The following is an 18556-nucleotide window of genomic DNA, read 5'->3' as shown; positions in this document are numbered from 1 at the left end:
CCGAATCAGTTGAAGTTTAAGGGCACGCTTTAGGCGTGCCCTTTTTATTTACTGCACGGTGCCCGGTTCAGCCTGTTCCTTGCTTTGTATCAGCTTGAGTGCCAGATAAAGGTCGGGCACCAGGATCAAATCCTTATCGCGCCCCACCCGATTGATACGGAACCAGCGCGTTAACTCGGTGCGCCGTCCGGCCAACACCAGCTTAACGTTACGCTGTAACAAATCACGTTTTAGCTCGTCAATGGCCGCCAGCACGCTGATATCCGCATGGGTAAAACTGGCCACCGCATCCACCACCACCCAACGCGGTTGGAACGGCGTGCTGTCGACCAGATTGAGGATGCGCCGCTTGAAGTAGGCCACGTTGAAATAGGTCAGCGGGGAGTTAAAGCGGTACATCATCACGCCCTGCACCGCTTTCACCCCGTTGTTGTTGCCCATTGAGTGGATCATGCCTTCCTCATTGACGCCCAGCAGTTGCTCCGTGGGGCGGAACACGGTGCGCAGAAACTGCATCAGGCCAAGCAATACCGCCAAGCCAATGCCGCTGATCACCCCCACCAGCAGCACGCTGACGAAGGTGAAGGCTGCCAGCCGGAACGCCTGGGTATTGCGCTTGCGCAGGATCCAGATGCCGCGAATGTCGATCAACGACCAGGCGGCGTACATCAGCACCACGCCTAATCCGGCTACCGGAATAAATTGCAGCGGAGAAGTCAGGAACAGCAGCACAATGCCAATGACGATGGCGGCAATAATTGATACCAGTTGGCTCTTGCCGCCGTTGGCATCGTTTACCGCCGTACGCGAATCGGCCCCGCTGATGGCAAACCCTTGCGACAGCGCAGAAACAATGTTGACCAGCCCCAGCGCACGGAACTCCGCATCGGCATTAACCTCGTAGCCATTTTTCGCCGCAAAGCTGCGCGCCGTGAGCATCATGCTGACAAAGCTGACCACCGCCAGGTTGAGCGCCGGTATCACCATGTCACGCAGTAAGCCCGGCTGAAAATCCGGCCACTGTACGATAGGCAGCATGCCGCTGAAGCCCCCTACGGTAATAATACCGTGCTGCTGCAAATTACCCGCCCAGGTGATGAAGGCGACCAGCACGATGGCAAACAACGGCGCAGGCCAGTTAGGCCGCAATTTTTTAACCCCCACCAGCATTGTCAGCGTAAGCAATGAAATGCCCATCGTCGGCCAATCGCTGTGCAGAATGTTACCGGGCAAGGCATAAATACGTTCAATCAGCTGCGCCGGTGGCGTACCGAACCCCAGCACTTTGCCGATCTGATCGACGATGATGGTCACCGCTACGCCGTTCAGCAATCCGCTGAGGATCGGGCGCGAAAGCAGGTCTGCCAAGGCCCCGAGCCGGAAGCGGCTAGCCAGCAAACACCAAGCCCCCGTCATTGCGGTCATCATGATGGTGAGCTGCCAGTGCAGCTCCATACTTCCTGCGGCCAGCGGAGTCACCACGGCGGCGATCACCGCACAGGTTGCCGCATCCGGCCCAACAATCAGCTGCCGCGACGAGCCAAAAATGGCATAGGCGATCATCGGTAAAATACAGGAGTAAAGCCCGACCACCGGGCTGACACCGGCCAGTTCGGCATAGGCGATCGCCACCGGCAAAGCTACCGCTGCGACCGATAACCCCGCACGAATATCCGGCTTCAACCAACTGCGTTCATATCCTAACAAATGCGTCAAACCGGGCGTCCACGCCCGCAGAGACTTCCACTGCATAGCTATTTTCCATGGTAAATTATGCGGCTATTATTATGCTTAATATGCGTCGTACACCCAGCGCTTGCAAATAACCGAGGGTAACAATCGTAAGTTTATGCAAATTCTGGCGTTTACAGCAGCAATCTACCGGACGAACACCGATAATCTGCCCTTTAGTGCGATACACAGAGCGCGCCAAATCCGGTATAGTCGCCCGATGAACCTATGATGGATTGATTTATGAAGCAGTTTCTTGATTTTCTACCCCTGATTGTCTTTTTTGCCTTTTATAAGCTTTACGATATCTACGTCGCCTCGGGTGCCTTGATCGTCGCCACCGCCCTGGCACTGGTCTTTACCTGGCTGAAATACCGCAAGGTTGAGAAGATGACGCTGATCACCTTTGCCATGGTCGCCGTATTCGGTACCTTGACCCTGGTGTTCCACAATGACCTGTTTATCAAATGGAAGGTCACCGTCATCTACACCCTGTTCGCCCTGGCGTTGCTGATCAGCCAGTTGATACTGAAAAAGCCGCTGATCCAACGCATGTTGGGTAAAGAGCTGACCCTGCCGGACAGCGTCTGGAACCACCTTAACATTGCCTGGGCCCTGTTCTTCCTGGCCTGCGGCTTGGCCAATATCTATGTGGCATTCTGGATGCCGCAGGACGTTTGGGTTAATTTCAAGGTATTTGGCCTGACCGTGCTGACGCTGGTCTTCACCCTGTTGAGCGGTATCTATATTTACCGTCATATGCCAGAAGAGCAGAAGAAATAATGACCGAACAACGACCTTTGCCTAGCGGTGAGCTGGTGCTGCGCACGCTGGCCATGCCGGCAGATACCAATGCCAACGGCGATATTTTTGGCGGCTGGCTGATGTCGCAAATGGACATCGGCGGCGCGATCCTGGCCAAAGAGATTGCCGAAGGGCGCGTGGTGACCGTGCGGGTTGACGGCATGACCTTTCTCAAGCCGGTCGCGGTGGGTGACGTGGTGTGCTGCTATGCCAACTGTATCCGCAGTGGCCGCAGCTCCATTACCATCAATGTGGAAGTTTGGGTCAAGAAGGTGTCTTCTGCCCCGATCGGCCAGCGCTACCGTGCCACGGAAGCGGTCTTTACCTATGTAGCGGTAGATGACGCTGGCAGCCCTCGCGCCCTGCCAGACGGTAAGATGAGCTTCCGCGTTGGCGAATAAGCCTACGCCAGATAGCAAAAAGGTCGCAAACGCGACCTTTTTTATTGCTTACTCAACCGTCGAACCTTCCATTTTGAAGACGATGGTCTTCGTCAGGTTCTGCGCGGTTTTGGCTTCATAGCGCCATTTACGCATTGCCTGCTTCACTTCACGTTCGAACATATTACGTGGTTCCGCAGACAGAATACGCACGTTAGTAACCCGCCCGTCGCTATCGACATCGAACTGAACCTTGACCTTGCCTTCGATCTGCAATGCCTGGGCGCGCGGTGGATACATCGGCTTGCCGATACTCAGAGCTTTCGGCCCCAACTCACGGGAAGTTCCCGGCGCGGGTGCAGATGGTGCCTGTTTAACCGGTGCCTTGTCGATCGGCTTGGCTTCGGATTGATTGTCGAACGGCGAAGGTTCACGCGGTTCGGTCTTCTTCACTTCACGCTTGACCGGCTTCTCTACCTTCGGCTTCGGTTTTGGCTTCGGCTTGGGTTTCTCCGGCTCCGGTTTAGGGATGGCTACCGGTACCGGCGGTGGCGGCTCTGGCTCCGGGATTGGTTCTGGCTCAGGCTCAGGTTCTACCTGTGGCTCCGGTTCCGCCGCAGCCGGCGGTGGCGGTTCTGCCAGCGCGGTCATATTCACCATCATGACGCTGATAGGGGCATCCTCCTGCTTCGGCAACTCCAACACTTCGTTGACGGAAGCGTAGAGCAAGGCGGCCACCAGGGCACTGTGCAAACCAACGGAGAGGACAATTGGCACGGAAATTCGGCGAATAAGGAACATTTTGTTTAGCGGCATAATGATTCTGTTTCCTCTGGTGCGCCAAGTTTAAATGCAAATAGCAATCATATTCAATAACGAAAGACAAACTATCGCTTTAATCGGCATCATTAGGCGCTAAAACCAGCAAACTCATAGGGATATTAACGTTTAATTAGCCTTTTATTGCGCTTTGCATACGGATTGTTAACCAATGTGTTCCCTCACTCGTCAATCGCAGCACGCGCAGCTATCCTCAGCACGGTAATGAATTTTTATCTGGATTGGCATTCCCTTGTCACAGGTTTTGCGCTACTTTGTGATTACCGTTGTATGGCAATGATTTTAAAGGTGAAATATGCTTTATCTGATCTACGCACAAGACGTACCTGGCACGCTGGAACAGCGCATGGCCGTTCGCCCCGCCCATCTGGCTCGCCTGCAGGCGCTGCGTGATGAAGGCCGGTTGGTGGTCGCTGGCCCTAACCCGGCTATCGATAGCAACGATCCAGGCCAGGCTGGATTTACCGGTTCTACCGTGATCGCCGAGTTCCCTTCGCTGGAGGCGGCAAAATCCTGGGCAGCACAAGACCCGTACGTGGACGCAGGCGTATACGGCGAAGTCACGGTGAAACCCTTCAAGCAGGTATTTTAAGCAAAAAAAAGCCAGCACGGAGGTGGCTGGCTAAAAGTGGGTTCTTCGAGGGAATATCTTTATTCGTTAAACATACTCGCCGCGGGGAGCGATCGCCATCTATCAGTGTGATAGGTCAACCATTGCGAGCCGTATCGGTAAGAACCCACTTTTGCAGGTCGGCAAACATCGCTTCCCATTCCTGCTGAGTGATATCCATAAAGCCGAAGAACCGCAGCATGAAGGCTCCCTCGGTAGCCAGGAAGGCCAATCGCGCCTTTCTCCCCGCCTCGGTAGTCAGATCCAGACCTGCTATGCGGCTGCGATACCATTCTCGCGTACTGTCCAGGTGTTCTGGCGTCTGAATTAACGTCGCCATCAACCCGGCGGCCTTGGCGCTGGAAGCCTGATCGGAACTGCGGGTAGCCTGCATATGCGCCTGGACGATGGTTAACGGGTCCGGATCGCTGCCCGCAATATCGTCAAAAACCTGCTCATAAACCTTGCCCCAACGGTCAAACATCGCATCGATGAGCGCATCTTTGCTACCAAAGCAATATTGCACTCCCCCCTTGGAGATCCCCATGGCTTTAGCCACCGAATCGATGGTCAACCCTGCCGCACCTTGGGTCGCCACAATCTCTTCTGCGGTATCCAGCACCTTGTCACGATCGATACTCCGTTGACGCCCCATTGAGAAAGCCCCTTTTCAATACGTACGTATGGATTTATATTATAGCAGTATACCACCGGTACTACCGGGTGGTTACCGTAAGGTGACGCAGCCGCGTCATCGGTTTACTAGGATACTCTTTATGCACGCCCAAAACCGCTGGCTGATCCTGGCAATGATCTCCAGTGCGCTATTTTTAATCATTACCGATATGACGGTGCTTTACACCGCGTTGCCGCGCCTGACCCAGGCATTGGATGCCACAGCCTCACAAAAGCTGTGGATCGTTAACGCCTACCCGTTGGTGGTTGCTGGCCTGCTGCCCGGCGCTGGCATGTTAAGCGACCGTCTTGGCCACAAGAAAATGTTTATCGCCGGTTTGCCGGTCTTTGCCTTGGCCTCACTGTGCGCCGCGTTCTCCCCCAGTGCCGAGTGGCTGATTGCATCACGGGCTTTCCTGGCCATCGGGGCTGCGATGATGATGCCAGCCACGCTATCCATTGTGCGCCACGTCTTTACCGATGAGCGTGAACGTGCGCTGGCGATTGGCATCTGGGCCGCCGTGGCCTCCGGTGCCGCAGCGCTTGGCCCGGTGGTAGGCGGCGTTCTGCTGTCCTATTTCTGGTGGGGCTCGGTATTTCTGATCAACGTGCCGGTGGTGATGCTGGTCCTGCCGCTGGCGGTATATCTGATCCCTCGTTGCGGTGGAGACAGTCAACGCCCCTGCGACTTTATCAGCTCGCTACAGATCATGTTCGGCCTGGTGGCGTCGATCTATGCGCTGAAAGAGCTGAGTAAACCCGCGTTCTCCCTGAGTGACTTCGCCATTGCGGCGGCGCTCGGGACGCTGTTCCTGACGCTGTTTGTCCGCCGTCAGCAGCGGGCGCAATACCCCATGATTGATTTCTCACTGTTCCGCAATCGGCTGTTTGCCAGCGGTGTCGGTGTGGCGATCGTTTCAATGATCGCGCTGATCGGGGTCGAACTGGTGTTAAGCCAGCGGTTACAGTTGGTGCTAGGCATGACGCCGCTGCTGGCCGCGTTGTTTATTTTACCCATTCCGGTCGCCTCGGCTCTGGCTGGCCCGCTGGCCGGGGCCTTGCTACCGCGTTATGGCGAGCGCGCCATGTTGGTGGGCGGCTTTATTCTCACCGCCTTAGGCATTGCGGGTGTCGCCCTGTGGTATCAAGGCAACGTCATTATGCAGTTGGTCTGCCTGTTTGTGGTGGGCTTTGGCCTCGGCGGTGCCATCACAGCCGCCTCAACGGCCATTATGCTCAACGCCCCAGAAGACAAGGCGGGCATGGTCGCCGCCATTGAAGATGTCTCGTGGGAGTTGGGTGGCGTGTTAGGCGTCACGCTGCTGGGCGGGTTGATGACGGCGGTCTATAGCCACAGCCTAATATTGCCTGCCAATCTGCCTGCAGGCGATCTCGCTTATGACAGCATTGATGAGGCGTTACGGTTAGCCGGAAATATGGGCGCGGACAGCGCAGAAAGGCTGATCCAGCTGGCTAGAGGCGCCTTTGATCAGGCCTTTATTGCCGTGCTGATCGCCGCCGCATTGCTCACCAGCCTGAGCGCCGGTGTGCTAAAATTTGCTTTGCGCAAAAGAGCGCAGGTGTAATTTAATCGATAAGGTTAAGTGGGCGCAGCAATGCAGCGCCCCTACCCGATTAGCCAATTGATGAATGTAAGCAGCTTGAAAGATGACGGGTAAATTGGTTTGAACGATTGAATTGATGTTTAGTAGCAACTTTAACCTTATGATAGATCCGGTTAACCTGTTTTGTATGGATATCAATCTAGATAATCGAAACAAATAATCAGGAGAAGATTATTATGGCAACGGCAAAGAAAGCGACCAAGACTCATATCGGCCTGGACACCAAACAATCAGCAAAACTCTCTGAAGCACTGAACGCCCTCCTGGCTAACTACCAGGTGCTGTACATGAACGTGCGCGGCTACCATTGGAATATTTCCGGCCCGCATTTCTTTGAACTGCACGTCAAGTTTGAAGAAACCTACAATGACCTGCTGACCAAGGTGGATGAACTGGCAGAGCGTATTCTGACTCTGGGTTCACAGCCTCGCCATGCCTTCAGTGACTATCTGAAAACGGCGGATATCAAGGAAGATACCAATGTCACCGACGATAAAGGCACCCTGCGCGGCTTGCTGGAAGGCTACGCCATTTTGTTGCAACAGCAGCGCGAACTGCTGACGCTGGCCGCAGAGGCCGGTGACGAGGGTACCTCTTCGCTGATGAGTGATTACATTAAAGAGCAGGAAAAACAGGTGTGGATGTTGAACGCCTATCTGGGTAAATAACCCAGGTCCAGCCAATAGCAGAACAGCCCATAACGGGCTGTTCTTGTTTTACCACTCGTAAGCCACAACGAACAATAAGGCTCTGCGGTGTTGATCGTCCAAACGACGGCGAACACGAATGATATGCCGGTTGCTGCACGACTGGCGCTCCAGCCAACGGTGCCTGCGCCGCTGGCTCTGCCGTAACATCCTCCAGCGGCCCACTTCATTTCTACTGCGTCTCATTTTACGTTACCCATCAATGCCAACCGCGGGCATTATAGCCCTTTCAACGCGCGATCCAAGTCGCCCGTTTATCGCTGTATTGACGCCTACAATAGAGAAAGCATGATTTTTGTTTTCGGCAAGTCCCTTTGGTCAATCATTTTTATGTAACTTAACTTCCGAGAAAAGGTTTCACCTTTGTTGTTCTGTGCGTACACTCATTATTAGTGGCTTACCAACGGAAATTTTTGCCTTTATGACAACCTTTTATACCGTAATTAGTTGGCTTTTGGTGTTTGGCTACTGGCTGCTTATCGCCGGGGTCACATTGCGTATTCTGATGAAACGACGCACCGTGCCTTCGGCCATGGCCTGGCTGCTGGTGATCTATATTCTGCCCTTGGTCGGTATCGTCGCTTATTTATCCTTTGGCGAACTGCACCTGGGCAAACGCCGCGCAGAGCGAGCCAAGGCCATGTGGCCCTCAACCGCTCGCTGGTTGAATGAGCTTAAAGGAAGCAGCCGGATTTTTGCTACCGAGTACAGTGAAGTGGCCCGTCCGCTGTTCCAGCTTTGCCACCACCGCCAAGGAATTGATGGCGTCAAAGGCAACCAGCTACAGTTGCTGACGACCACCGATTCAACCCTGAATGCGCTAGTGCGGGATATAGAGCTGGCTCGCCATAATATCGAGATGGTGTTTTATATCTGGCAGCCCGGTGGGCAGGTTGATCAGGTCGCCGAATCATTGATGGCCGCCGCGCGCCGTGGCGTGCACTGCCGTTTGATGCTGGACTCGGCTGGCAGCGTACAGTTCTTCCGCAGTCCTTACCCCAGCATGATGCGTAATGCCGGTATTGAAGTGGTTGAGTCACTCAAGGTTAACCTGTTCCGCGTCTTCCTGCGCCGCATGGACCTCAGGCAACATCGCAAAGTGGTGCTGATCGACAATTACATCGCCTACACCGGCAGTATGAACATGGTCGATCCGCGCTTCTTCAAGCAGGATGCCGGGGTTGGTCAATGGATCGACCTGATGGCACGCATGGAAGGCCCGGTGGCAACCACGATGGGTATCGTTTACGCCTGTGACTGGGAGATTGAGACCGGCAAACGCATTTTGCCACCGCCGCCAGACGTGAATATCATGCCGTTTGAGCAGGAAAGCGGCCACACCATCCAGGTTATTGCCTCCGGCCCGGGGTTCCCGGAAGAAATGATCCATCAGGCGCTGTTGACGGCGGTCTATTCCGCGCGTGAGCAGTTGATCATGACCACTCCCTACCTGGTACCAAGCGACGATCTGCTGCATGCCATTTGCACGGCAGCGCTGCGTGGCGTTGACGTCAGCATTATCGTTCCGCGCGACAACGACTCAATGATGGTGCGCTGGGCCAGCCGTGCTTTCTTCTCGGAGCTGCTGGAAGCGGGCGTGAAGATTTATCAGTTTGAAGGCGGGCTGTTGCACACCAAGAGCGTGTTGGTCGATGGCCAGCTCAGCCTGGTCGGCACGGTCAATCTGGATATGCGTAGCCTGTGGCTGAACTTTGAGATCACCCTGGTGATTGACGACAGCGGCTTTGGTGCCGATCTGGCCTGTGTGCAAGATGATTACATCGCCCGCTCGCAGCTATTGGATGCCGAGCAATGGTTGAAGCGCCCGTACTGGCACCGCCTGGTCGAACGCCTGTTTTACTTTTTCAGCCCGTTGCTGTAAAAGCGGCAACGAGCATGGTTTAATAACCTCAAATCATTTGTTATCAGGATTTTTATATGGACTTGAATAATCGCCTTACCGAAGATGAAACGCTGGAACAAGCCTACGACATCTTCCTGGAGCTGGCCGGCGACAATCTGGATCCCGCGGATATTCTGCTGTTCAATTTACAGTTTGAAGAGCGCGGCGGTGCCGAGCTGTACGATCCGGCAGAAGACTGGCAGGAGCACGTGGATTACGATCTGAATCCGGACTTCTTTGCCGAGGTGGTGATCGGCCTGGCGGACAGCGATGGCGAGCCTATCAACGATGTCTTTGCCCGCGTGCTGATCTGCCGCGAGAAAGATAACAAGCTGTGCCACATTTTGTGGAAAGAATAAGCCGGTTAACGGAATAAAAAAACCTGCCAGATGGCAGGTTTTTTATTATTAATCAACCCATTATAACGAATCAACTTTCAGGCACGATACCGCATGACGGAAGCTGCCTTCCAGCAATGGGCGAGTTTTAGCGCACTCCGGCCCGGCAATCGGGCAGCGGGTGCGGAACACACAGCCCGAAGGCGGATTGATCGGTGATGGCAGTTCCCCTTCCAGCAGTTGGATCTGCTTTTCCTTTTCCTTGTCAGGATCCGGCACCGGAACCGCCGACATCAGCGCCTTGGTGTAAGGATGCTGCGGGTTATGATAGACCTCGTCATAGGTTCCCAGCTCCACCGCATGGCCCAGATACATCACCAGCACCCGATCGGAAATGTGTTTAACCACCGCCAGATCGTGGGCGATAAAGATTAGCGATAACCCCATCTCACGCTGCAACTGCTGCAGCAGATTCACCACCTGCGCCTGGATAGACACGTCCAGGGCGGAGACCGGCTCATCACAAATCACCAGTTTCGGCTCCAGGATCAAGGCGCGGGCGATGCCAATACGCTGACACTGCCCGCCGGAGAATTCATGCGGATAACGGTTGATCAGGTTCGGCAACAGGCCCACCTTCAACATCATCGCTTTGACCTTATCCTTCACTTCCTGACGCGGCATTTTCGGATTATAGGTACGCAGCGGTTCGGCGATGATCTCACCGATGGTCATACGCGGGTTCAGCGAGGCCAGCGGATCCTGGAAAATCATCTGAATATCGCTGCGCGTCTTGCGCCAGTCGGCATCGCTCATGCCCAGCAGATCTTTGCCCAACCAGGCAACGCGGCCACTGGTCGCCTTCACCAGGCCGATAATTGCCCGTGCGAAGGTGGATTTACCGCAGCCTGACTCCCCTACCACCCCTAGCGTTTCGCCTTCAAACAGGCGCACGGTGACACCGTCCACCGCCTTCAGGGTTTTAGGTGCCTGCCAGAACCACTGCTTGTCATCATGAATATCGAAGTGAACTTTCAGGTCTGCGACTTCCAGCAGCACTCTTTTATCGGTTGCGGTCATACCAACGCCTCCACCGGCTTGAAACAGGCGCGCAGGCGCCCCTCACCAAACTGCTCCAATGGCGGAGCACTCGCGCACTGCTCCATCGCATGCGGACAACGCGGCTGGAACGGACAGCCCTTCGGCAAACGCAGCAGGTTTGGCGGGTTACCAGGGATGGTCATCAACGCTTCACCTTCGGCATCCAGACGCGGCACCGCATTGAGCAGCCCGATAGAATATGGGTGGCTCGGATGATAAAACACATCGCGGGCGCTGCCGTATTCCATGGTGCGGCCAGCGTACATCACCAAGACCTTGTTACAAATCCCGGCAACCACGCCCAAATCATGGGTGATCATGATGATCGCCGTATTGAATTCACGCTTCAGTTCGTTAAGCAGCGTCATGATCTGTGCCTGCACGGTAACGTCCAGCGCGGTGGTTGGCTCATCGGCAATCAGTAGTTTTGGCCGGCACAGTAACGCCATGGCGATCATCACGCGCTGGCGCATCCCGCCGGAAAACTCATGCGGATACATCCGCATACGCTTACGGGCTTCCGGCATTTTGACCGCATCCAGCATCCGGACCGACTCTTCAAACGCCTCGCTTTTGCTCATTTTTTTATGCAGCATCAGCACTTCCATCAACTGCTCGCCAACCCGCATATAAGGATTCAACGAGGTCATGGGGTCCTGGAAGATCATCGAGATCTCTTCAGCCCGCAGCTTGTTGAGCTGGCTTTCTGGCAGGTTGAGAATTTCACGGCCATTGAATTTTGCCGAGCCACCGATGCGGCCATTGCTGGCCAGTAGGCCCATCAACGCAAATGCCGTCTGTGACTTGCCGGAACCCGACTCCCCGACGATACCCAGGGTTTCACCCGCGCGCAGATCGAAATTGAGATCGTTCACCGCAGTCACATCGCCGTCTGGTGTACCGAACGTCACACGCAGATCTTTGACGTCCAGCAGCAGTCCGTCTTGTGGTTGAGAATTAATGCTCATGGTTGCACTCCTTAACGATCTTTCGGGTCGAGGGCATCACGCAGGCCATCGCCGATAAAGTTGAAACAAAACAGAGTGATAACCAGGAAACAGGCTGGGAACAGCAGCAACCACGGTGATACTTCCATTGAGTTGGCACCATCGCTCAACAATGCGCCCCAACTGCTCAGTGGCTCCTGAGTACCCAGCCCCAGGAAGCTGAGGAAGGATTCAAACAGGATCATGCTCGGCACCAGCAGCGAGGCATATACCACCACCACGCCCAGTACGTTCGGCACGATATGCCGCAGGACGATATTGCGAGTCGATACACCGCACACCAGCGCCGCTTCGATAAACTCTTTACGTTTAAGGCTGAGTGTCTGCCCGCGCACGATACGCGCCATATCCAGCCAGGACACCATACCGATCGCCACAAAGATCAGCAGGATATTTTGCCCAAAGAAGGTCACCAGCAGGATCACAAAGAACATGAACGGGAAGGAGTTCAGGATCTCCAGCAAACGCATCATCACCGAGTCGGTCTTGCCGCCCAGATAGCCAGAAAGTGAACCGTACAAGGTGCCTAATACCACGGCTACCAGCGCCGCAGCGACCCCCACCATCAGCGAGATACGCCCACCAATGGCCACGCGCACCAGCAGGTCACGCCCTGAGGAGTCGGTACCGAAATAGTGCCCGGACTCCAGGTTAGGCGCGGCAGACATCATGGCCCAATCGGTGTCATCATAAGCAAACTGCGACAGCCAGGGGGCACAGATCACAAACAGGGTGATCAGCGCTAACACAAACAGGCTGGTCACCGCCGCACGGTTGTGCATAAAGCGGCGGCGAGCATCCTGCCACAGACTGCGCCCTTCAACTTCCAGCTGTTCGCTGAAGTTTTCCAGAGCTTCGCTGTTCTTTTTCGTCAACATCTTGCGTGCTCCAGCTTAGTAACGGATTTTCGGATCGATCACGGCATACAGCACGTCGACGATCGCGTTAAACAGGATGGTCAAGCCACCGACCAGAATGGTCAGACTTAACACCAGCGAATAGTCACGGTTCAGCGCTCCGTTAACGAATAGCTGGCCAATTCCTGGCAGGCCGTAGATGGTTTCAATCACCATCGAACCGGTGATAATCCCAACAAACGCTGGCCCCATATACGACAGCACCGGCAGCAGCGCAGGTTTTAATGCGTGGCGCAGAATAATGCGGCGCATTGGCAAACCTTTGGCACGGGCGGTACGGATAAAGTTGGAGTGCAACACTTCAATCATCGAGCCACGGGTGATACGGGCGATGCTGGCGATATAAGCCAAAGACAGCGCCACCATCGGCAGGATCATGAACTTCAGCGCCCCACCGTTCCAGCCCCCACCGGGCAACCACTTCAAGGTAATGGCGAAAATCAGCACCAGTAAGGGGGCGACAACAAAGCTGGGGATCACCACACCGGTCATGGCGAACCCCATCACCGTATAGTCCCACTTGGTGTTCTGATTCAACGCGGCAATAACCCCTGCGCTCACTCCCAGCACCACCGCCAGCACAAAAGCGGCAAAACCCAGTTTGGCTGAAACGGGGAACGAGGCCTTGACCAGGTCATTAACCGAATAATCTTTGTATTTGAATGAAGGGCCAAAATCGCCCTGCGACAGCTGTACCAAATAGTGCCCGTACTGTTTCCAGATCGGATCGTTAAGGTGATATTTGGCTTCAATGTTGGCCAACACTTCGGGTGGCAGCGCACGCTCACCGGTAAACGGGCTGCCGGGTGCGAGGCGCATCATAAAGAAAGAGATGGTGATAAGGATAAATAGTGTCGGGATCGCCTCTAACAAGCGACGAAAGATAAATTTAAGCATTGCCCTAGCCCTGTGCTTCAGCCTGATAACGGCTTATTGTCTTGAAATGGGCCGGCGACCTGTGCCGCCAGCCCTTGCCGCATCAATGTTTGATGATGTACAGGTTTTTGTCGTAAACGTTATCAAGTGGATCTTTGCCTGAGTAACCACCCACATAAGGTTTCACCAGGCGAGCATTCACATAGTAATAAAGCGGAACGATGGCAGAGTCTTTATCCAGCTGAACTTCGGCTTTCTGATACAGATCGGCACGTTCTTCTTTGGTTTTCGCCGTCAAGACGTTGCCCATCAGCTTGTCGAATTCTGCGCTCTTATAGTGCGGGGTGTTACTGCTGCTGTCGGACAGCATCATGTTCAGGAAGGAGCTTGGTTCGTTGTAGTCCGCACACCAGCCAGCACGTGACACGTCATAGGTGCCCTGATGGCGGGTATCCAGGAAGGTTTTCCACTCCTGGTTCACCAGCTTCACGTCCACACCCAGGTTTTTCTTCCAGATAGACGCCGCGGCAATGGCCAGCTTCTTGTGTAGATCGGAAGTGTTGTACAGCAGCGAGAAGGTCAGCGGTTTACCCGGGCCATAACCCGCTTCGGCCAGCAGTTTCTTGGCTTCTTCGTTACGCTTTTCCTGCGTCCAGCCAAACCATTCTGGCGGGGTCAACTTGGCACCGTCGGTGTAAGGAGGAGTAAAGCTGTACGCTGGCAGATCGCCCTGGTTCTTCACCTTGTTGACGATGATATCGCGATCCATCCCCAGCTTCAGCGCTTCACGTACGCGAGCATCAGTGAACGGTGCTTTCTGGTTGTTGATTTCGTAGTAATAAGTACACAGGTATGGATCGACGTGTACTTCGTTCGGGATCTCTTTTTTCAGCTTCTGGAACAGTTCGATCGGCATGTTGTTATAGGTCATGTCGATTTCACCGGTGCGGTAGCGGTTAACGTCGGTGACTTCTGAAGCGATCGGCAGGAAGGTGACTTTGTTAATGATGGTTTTGGCGTTATCCCAGTATTGCGGGTTACGTTCCAGCACGATACGTTCGTTAACCACCCAGTCTTTCAGCTTGTATGCGCCGTTGCTCACGTAGTTCTCTGGCAGGGTCCACTTCTCACCAAACTTCTCTACCGCTTCTTTATTCACCGGCTTCATGGCGTAGTGCGGAGTCATTTCTACCAGATACGGCACCGGCTCGGTCAGCGTCACCTGGAAGGTATGATCGTCGATGGCCTTCACGCCCAACGTCGATTTGTCTTTTTTACCCGCGATGATGTCATCCACGTTTTCTACGTGGGCATACTGCAGATAGCTGGCATAAGGAGAGGCCGTTTTCGGGTCGACCAAACGCTGCCAGCTATACACGAAGTCTTGTGCCGTTACCGGCTCACCGTTCGACCATTTGGCATCTTTACGCAGGTGGAAGGTCCACACTTTGAAATCTTGGTTATCCCAGCTTTCTGCTGCACCCGGCACCACTGAACCGTCCGGGCTGTTGTTGGCCAACCCTTCCATCAGATCGCGAGTGACGTTGTTTTCAGGCACGCCTTCGATCTTGTGCGGATCCAGGGATTGTACTTCGGAACCATTGTTCTTAACGATTTCCTGCTTGTCTGCCAGCTGAACGCCCGCTGGCACATCGGCCGCAAAAGCAGTTCCTGCCGCCGTCAAGCCTAGCGCCGCAATAATGCCTGCTGCCAGCAGGGACTTCTTCGTGATGTTGGTCATGTGGTTAAACTCCAGTTTTTATTATCACAACTCCGTCGTGGGAGCTGCGTTGCCCGTTAACCGGGGGTTGCTATGGCTGGACGCCGTGGAACGAAACGACGCTGCCTTTCCTGTGTATTACCGGCTGCTATCACCGCCGGTAACACCCTTCATTACGGTTTGATGATGTAAAAGTTTTTCAGATCGATATAGTCTTGCGGATCTTTGCCGGTGAAACCGCCAACCGTAGGTTTGACCAGGCGCGCACTGACCCGATAATAAACCGGGACCAGCGCAGAATCTTTATCCAGCAAGGCCTCCGCCTGCTGATAAATCGCCCCGCGTGCAGCGGCGTCCGGCGCTTGCAGGGTGCTGGCCATCAGCGCATCGAACGCCGGGCTTTTATAGAAGAAAGTGTTATTGCTGCTGTTGGAAAGCAGCATATTCAGAAACGCGCTCGGTTCGTTGTAATCGCCGCACCAGGTGGCACGGGCCACATCAAACTGCCCTTCATGGCGGCTCTGCAGCGAGGTTTTCCATTCCTGATTTTGCAATGTGACCTGTGCGCCAAGGTTCTTCTTCCACATTGAGGCAGCAGCGATGGCCTGCTGCTTATTTTGATCGGAGGTGTTGTACAACAAGGTAAACTTGAGCGGTTTCTCAGCGGTGAACCCGGCCTGCGCCAGCAGTTTCTTCGCTTCTTCGTTGCGTTTTTCCTGCGTCCACCCTGCCCATTCAGGCTGGCTGAAGTTGCCCCCCTCGGTAAAGGTTGGCGTAAAGCTGTAGGCCGGAATTTGGCCCTGGCCCATGATCTTGTTGGCAATAATGTCGCGGTCCAGCGTCAACTTGACTGCCGCACGCACGCGCTCGTCGGTAAACGGCGCACGCTGATTGTTGATCTCGTAATAGAAGGTGCACAGGTAAGGGTTAACGTGCAACTGTTCCGGGATCTCGCGTTTCATTTTGGCGTACAGGTTCGGTGGGATGGCACTATTAGTAATATCGATTTCACCGCTGCGGTAACGGTTAATGTCGCTGACTTCGGAAGACAACGGCAGGAACGTGGCCTGCTCGATCACCGTGTTGCTGTTATTCCAGTAGCTCGGGCTGCGTTCGAGCACGATACGTTCATTGACGACCCACTCGGATAAGCGATATGCCCCGTTGCCCACGTAGTTTTGTGGCAGTGTCCACTTATCGCCAAATTTCTCAACCACGGACTGTTTCACCGGTTTCATTGAGGTATGGGACAGCATGCTGACAAAATAGGGCACCGGCTCGCTGAGCGTCACCTTCAACGTTTTATCATCAATGGCGCTGACACCAAGCGATTCAGGCGGTTTCTTACCGGCAAGAATAGCGTCAATATTCTCAATTCGGGCGTATTGCAGATAGCTGGCATAAGGGGAACCGGTCTTGGGATCCGCCAGCCGCTGCCAGCTGTAAACGAAATCCTGCGCGGTCACCGGAGAGCCATCACTCCATACCGCCCCTGGACGCAGGTGGAAGGTCCACGTCTGGTAATCGGTATTTTCCCAGCGTTCCGCCACTGCAGGAGCCAGATGACCATTGGCATCGGTGCTGACCACCCCTTCTAGCAGGTTGAGGATAATATTGCTCTCAGGCGTTCCTTCGACCTTATGCGGATCCAACGAAGCGACTTCTGAACCGTTGTTGATCACCATGCGCTGAAGTGGTGCCAATTGCACACCGTCCGGTACCTCTACGGCCTGCAGGTTTTGGCTGGCGATCATCCCCAACACGGCGGCGATGATAACGGCCAACGGTTGATGCTTCGTGGTTTGCGGCATACTACAGGCTCCTTTTCACGGCTAAGCAATAATTGTGAAATAGTTATCAAGCGGGCTAAATATACGGATACCAGCAAAAATCATTCCTACCTGGCGCGTCAAAGATAAGATTTTTCCTTCTGACAAGTTGCTCGGAAATTAGCAGAAGCAAAAATTCATAGCCAATATTTTTTACAGAAATGTTAAGCATTTCTCTTTTATTATCCCATAGCCCTACAGACACCTAGCCTTCCCACCGGCCCATAAATGGATTAATCTTATGATTTTATTGGATAAATTTAGGATTAATTTTTAACCTTTTCATCCCGGATGAAAAAAACCACTCAAAAGAAACATTCAGTTAACAAAAACGCCGTTCAGAGAATAAACACCTGCCTATGCGTGGTTAATCACTAATAACACCTGTGTGAAACGGAGACAAGCCCTACAGAATGATGTGATTAAATTAACAACAGTTTTCCCCACAGGGAGACAAAAACCCCGGTCACGCGGATTTTAAAAGTGGAGAAAATAACATCTTGATGCTTTATCAACCGATAAAGTGAGATTTGTGCCACAGGGTGGGGCAATAGAATAAAAAGCAGGCAGGTTATGCACTTTAATAATGCATCGCCTGAGATAATTTGAAAAATTAAAAATAACTTAAGCCGCAAACGGGGTTGTCCGCGGCTTTATTAAGGTTATAACAACCCAGGGAAAATGGCTTTGATCCCGGTAACAATAAATTCGATCCCCAGCGCCATCAACAATAACCCCATGATACGGGTAATGACGTTGATGCCAGTTTGCCCCAGCAGACGCACCAGCAGCGGAGCTGCCCGGAACAATAGCCAGCAACAGAAAGCGAACAAGGCGATCGCCACGGTAAAACCTAACAGGTTCTGCCAGCTGTGGTAACGAGAGCTCCAGACAATGGTGGAACTGATGGCACCCGGCCCGGCCATCAGCGGCAGCGCCAAGGGAACAACCCCGATGCTTTCACGGATCGCGCTCTCTGACTTTTCCTGCTTGTTCTGTTTGTCTTCACCCAGCTTGCCGCTGATCATCGACATGGCGATGGTCACCACCAGAATGCCGCCGGCAATACGGAAAGAATCGATGGAGATACCAAACATACGCAATATGCCCTCGCCCAGGAACAGCGAGGTCCACAAAATAATCGCCACCGACAGGTTAGCCGTCAGGTTGGTTTTGTTACGCCCGACCTCGGCCTGATAGCTGGTCATGCTGATAAACACCGGCAGAATACCTACCGGGTTGACCAGCGCAAACAGGCCGACAAAGAACTTGATGTAGCCGGAAAAATCCAACAGAGATTGGCCCACGAAAAACTCCGCATAAATAGCTGTATAAAGAGACACTGCCGATGCGCGCTAATGTAATGGAATTGCGCCAGCTAATCCATCCACTCGGCCAGCATTTTTCCCTACTCCAACAGAATGTTACAAAACAATTCGCCATTGTTAATGCTTTGTGTGCGGTATGCTGTTATCAAGTATCATCGCGTCATC

18 protein-coding genes are annotated in these 18556 nt (G+C 53.8%); 7 read left to right on the top strand and 11 right to left on the bottom strand.

The genetic code is table 11. The features are described from left to right. Window positions 1-48: 48 nt before the first annotated feature. Window positions 49-1752, bottom strand: coding sequence for a SulP family inorganic anion transporter (locus ACX9GU_RS12390; RefSeq protein ID WP_473194935.1), 1704 nt, complete (start codon window positions 1750-1752; stop codon window positions 49-51). A gap of 222 nt (window positions 1753-1974) precedes the next feature. Between ACX9GU_RS12390 and ACX9GU_RS12385 the strand changes: the two genes are divergently transcribed. Beyond that, window positions 1975-2514 carry a septation protein A gene (locus ACX9GU_RS12385; protein ID WP_021181242.1) on the top strand — a complete coding sequence of 180 codons (540 nt, stop codon included), beginning with the start codon at window positions 1975-1977 and terminating at the stop codon, window positions 2512-2514. Further along, on the top strand, window positions 2514-2936 hold the full coding sequence (yciA, locus tag ACX9GU_RS12380; RefSeq protein ID WP_473194934.1) for an acyl-CoA thioester hydrolase YciA: 423 nt from the start codon (window positions 2514-2516) through the stop codon (window positions 2934-2936). The genes ACX9GU_RS12385 and yciA overlap by 1 nt, the downstream gene beginning before the upstream one ends. 48 nt (window positions 2937-2984) lie before the next feature. Here yciA and tonB read toward each other — a convergent pair whose 3' ends face one another. Then, complete coding sequence (gene tonB / locus ACX9GU_RS12375) at window positions 2985-3731, bottom strand: TonB system transport protein TonB (RefSeq protein ID WP_024529245.1); 747 nt, start codon at window positions 3729-3731, stop codon at window positions 2985-2987. 319 nt (window positions 3732-4050) lie between these two features. Between tonB and ACX9GU_RS12370 the strand changes: the two genes are divergently transcribed. After that, window positions 4051-4347: a YciI family protein gene (locus ACX9GU_RS12370; protein ID WP_021806591.1), complete on the top strand. Its 297-nt coding sequence runs from the start codon at window positions 4051-4053 to the stop codon at window positions 4345-4347. 115 nt (window positions 4348-4462) lie between these two features. Here ACX9GU_RS12370 and ACX9GU_RS12365 read toward each other — a convergent pair whose 3' ends face one another. Next, window positions 4463-5020: a TetR/AcrR family transcriptional regulator gene (locus ACX9GU_RS12365; RefSeq protein WP_065685693.1), complete on the bottom strand. Its 558-nt coding sequence runs from the start codon at window positions 5018-5020 to the stop codon at window positions 4463-4465. 121 nt (window positions 5021-5141) lie between these two features. Between ACX9GU_RS12365 and ACX9GU_RS12360 the strand changes: the two genes are divergently transcribed. Together ACX9GU_RS12360 and ACX9GU_RS12355 are read left to right on the top strand one after the other, a co-directional pair. Next, window positions 5142-6626 (top strand): MFS transporter, encoded by a 1485-nt coding sequence (locus ACX9GU_RS12360; protein WP_368438070.1) that lies wholly within the window; start codon window positions 5142-5144, stop codon window positions 6624-6626. 215 nt (window positions 6627-6841) lie between these two features. Continuing rightward, a complete protein-coding gene (locus ACX9GU_RS12355) occupies window positions 6842-7333 on the top strand; it encodes a Dps family protein (protein ID WP_021181236.1) in 492 nt (163 codons plus the stop codon). A 48-nt stretch (window positions 7334-7381) separates the two neighbouring features. Here the strand turns inward: ACX9GU_RS12355 and ACX9GU_RS12350 are convergent, their stop codons facing one another. Continuing rightward, window positions 7382-7558, bottom strand: coding sequence for a YciY family protein (locus ACX9GU_RS12350; protein ID WP_004945296.1), 177 nt, complete (start codon window positions 7556-7558; stop codon window positions 7382-7384). A gap of 235 nt (window positions 7559-7793) precedes the next feature. Here ACX9GU_RS12350 and cls point away from each other — a divergent pair, with 235 nt between their 5' ends. Continuing rightward, window positions 7794-9254, top strand: a complete 1461-nt coding sequence (gene cls / locus ACX9GU_RS12345) for a cardiolipin synthase (protein ID WP_473194933.1) — start codon at window positions 7794-7796, stop codon at window positions 9252-9254. A 56-nt stretch (window positions 9255-9310) separates the two neighbouring features. Beyond that, the gene (locus tag ACX9GU_RS12340) at window positions 9311-9634 is read left to right on the top strand and encodes an HI1450 family dsDNA-mimic protein (RefSeq protein ID WP_021181235.1); all 324 of its coding nucleotides are present in this window, start codon (window positions 9311-9313) and stop codon (window positions 9632-9634) included. Between the two features lie 60 nt (window positions 9635-9694). On the opposite strand, the gene oppF is transcribed toward ACX9GU_RS12340, so the two are convergent. The 7 genes from oppF to ACX9GU_RS12305 form a co-directional block, all read right to left on the bottom strand. Next, window positions 9695-10693, bottom strand: coding sequence for a murein tripeptide/oligopeptide ABC transporter ATP binding protein OppF (gene oppF, locus ACX9GU_RS12335; protein WP_473194932.1), 999 nt, complete (start codon window positions 10691-10693; stop codon window positions 9695-9697). Continuing rightward, the gene (gene oppD / locus ACX9GU_RS12330; protein WP_021806595.1) at window positions 10690-11682 is read right to left on the bottom strand and encodes an ABC transporter ATP-binding protein; all 993 of its coding nucleotides are present in this window, start codon (window positions 11680-11682) and stop codon (window positions 10690-10692) included. The genes oppF and oppD overlap by 4 nt, the downstream gene beginning before the upstream one ends. 11 nt (window positions 11683-11693) lie before the next feature. Further along, window positions 11694-12599, bottom strand: coding sequence for an oligopeptide ABC transporter permease OppC (gene oppC, locus ACX9GU_RS12325; protein ID WP_021181232.1), 906 nt, complete (start codon window positions 12597-12599; stop codon window positions 11694-11696). Window positions 12600-12614: 15 nt separating this feature from the next. Next, entirely contained in the window at window positions 12615-13535 is a 921-nt protein-coding gene (oppB, locus tag ACX9GU_RS12320; protein ID WP_021181231.1) for an oligopeptide ABC transporter permease OppB, read from the bottom strand. A gap of 82 nt (window positions 13536-13617) precedes the next feature. Next, a complete protein-coding gene (gene oppA, locus ACX9GU_RS12315; protein ID WP_473194931.1) occupies window positions 13618-15255 on the bottom strand; it encodes an oligopeptide ABC transporter substrate-binding protein OppA in 1638 nt (545 codons plus the stop codon). A 152-nt stretch (window positions 15256-15407) separates the two neighbouring features. Then, complete coding sequence (locus ACX9GU_RS12310; protein WP_473194930.1) at window positions 15408-17045, bottom strand: ABC transporter substrate-binding protein; 1638 nt, start codon at window positions 17043-17045, stop codon at window positions 15408-15410. A gap of 680 nt (window positions 17046-17725) precedes the next feature. Next, window positions 17726-18370 (bottom strand): YchE family NAAT transporter, encoded by a 645-nt coding sequence (locus ACX9GU_RS12305; RefSeq protein WP_021181228.1) that lies wholly within the window; start codon window positions 18368-18370, stop codon window positions 17726-17728. Window positions 18371-18556: the final 186 nt, after the last annotated feature.

Source organism: Serratia sp. K1WW1 (assembly GCF_055790865.1).
This window is presented reverse-complemented; position numbering and strand designations above follow the sequence as displayed.

Excerpts from the sequence above, each read along its gene's own strand:
- ACX9GU_RS12390 (WP_473194935.1), bottom strand. The coding sequence starts at position 1,752 with ATGCAGTGGAAGTCTCTGCGGGCGTGGACGCCCGGTTTGACGCATTTG.
- ACX9GU_RS12385 (WP_021181242.1), top strand. The coding sequence starts at position 1,975 with ATGAAGCAGTTTCTTGATTTTCTACCCCTGATTGTCTTTTTTGCCTTT.
- yciA (WP_473194934.1), top strand. The coding sequence starts at position 2,514 with ATGACCGAACAACGACCTTTGCCTAGCGGTGAGCTGGTGCTGCGCACG.
- tonB (WP_024529245.1), bottom strand. The coding sequence starts at position 3,731 with ATGCCGCTAAACAAAATGTTCCTTATTCGCCGAATTTCCGTGCCAATT.
- ACX9GU_RS12370 (WP_021806591.1), top strand. The coding sequence starts at position 4,051 with ATGCTTTATCTGATCTACGCACAAGACGTACCTGGCACGCTGGAACAG.
- ACX9GU_RS12365 (WP_065685693.1), bottom strand. The coding sequence starts at position 5,020 with ATGGGGCGTCAACGGAGTATCGATCGTGACAAGGTGCTGGATACCGCA.
- ACX9GU_RS12360 (WP_368438070.1), top strand. The coding sequence starts at position 5,142 with ATGCACGCCCAAAACCGCTGGCTGATCCTGGCAATGATCTCCAGTGCG.
- ACX9GU_RS12355 (WP_021181236.1), top strand. The coding sequence starts at position 6,842 with ATGGCAACGGCAAAGAAAGCGACCAAGACTCATATCGGCCTGGACACC.
- ACX9GU_RS12350 (WP_004945296.1), bottom strand. The coding sequence starts at position 7,558 with ATGAGACGCAGTAGAAATGAAGTGGGCCGCTGGAGGATGTTACGGCAG.
- cls (WP_473194933.1), top strand. The coding sequence starts at position 7,794 with ATGACAACCTTTTATACCGTAATTAGTTGGCTTTTGGTGTTTGGCTAC.
- ACX9GU_RS12340 (WP_021181235.1), top strand. The coding sequence starts at position 9,311 with ATGGACTTGAATAATCGCCTTACCGAAGATGAAACGCTGGAACAAGCC.
- oppF (WP_473194932.1), bottom strand. The coding sequence starts at position 10,693 with ATGACCGCAACCGATAAAAGAGTGCTGCTGGAAGTCGCAGACCTGAAA.
- oppD (WP_021806595.1), bottom strand. The coding sequence starts at position 11,682 with ATGAGCATTAATTCTCAACCACAAGACGGACTGCTGCTGGACGTCAAA.
- oppC (WP_021181232.1), bottom strand. The coding sequence starts at position 12,599 with ATGTTGACGAAAAAGAACAGCGAAGCTCTGGAAAACTTCAGCGAACAG.
- oppB (WP_021181231.1), bottom strand. The coding sequence starts at position 13,535 with ATGCTTAAATTTATCTTTCGTCGCTTGTTAGAGGCGATCCCGACACTA.
- oppA (WP_473194931.1), bottom strand. The coding sequence starts at position 15,255 with ATGACCAACATCACGAAGAAGTCCCTGCTGGCAGCAGGCATTATTGCG.
- ACX9GU_RS12310 (WP_473194930.1), bottom strand. The coding sequence starts at position 17,045 with ATGCCGCAAACCACGAAGCATCAACCGTTGGCCGTTATCATCGCCGCC.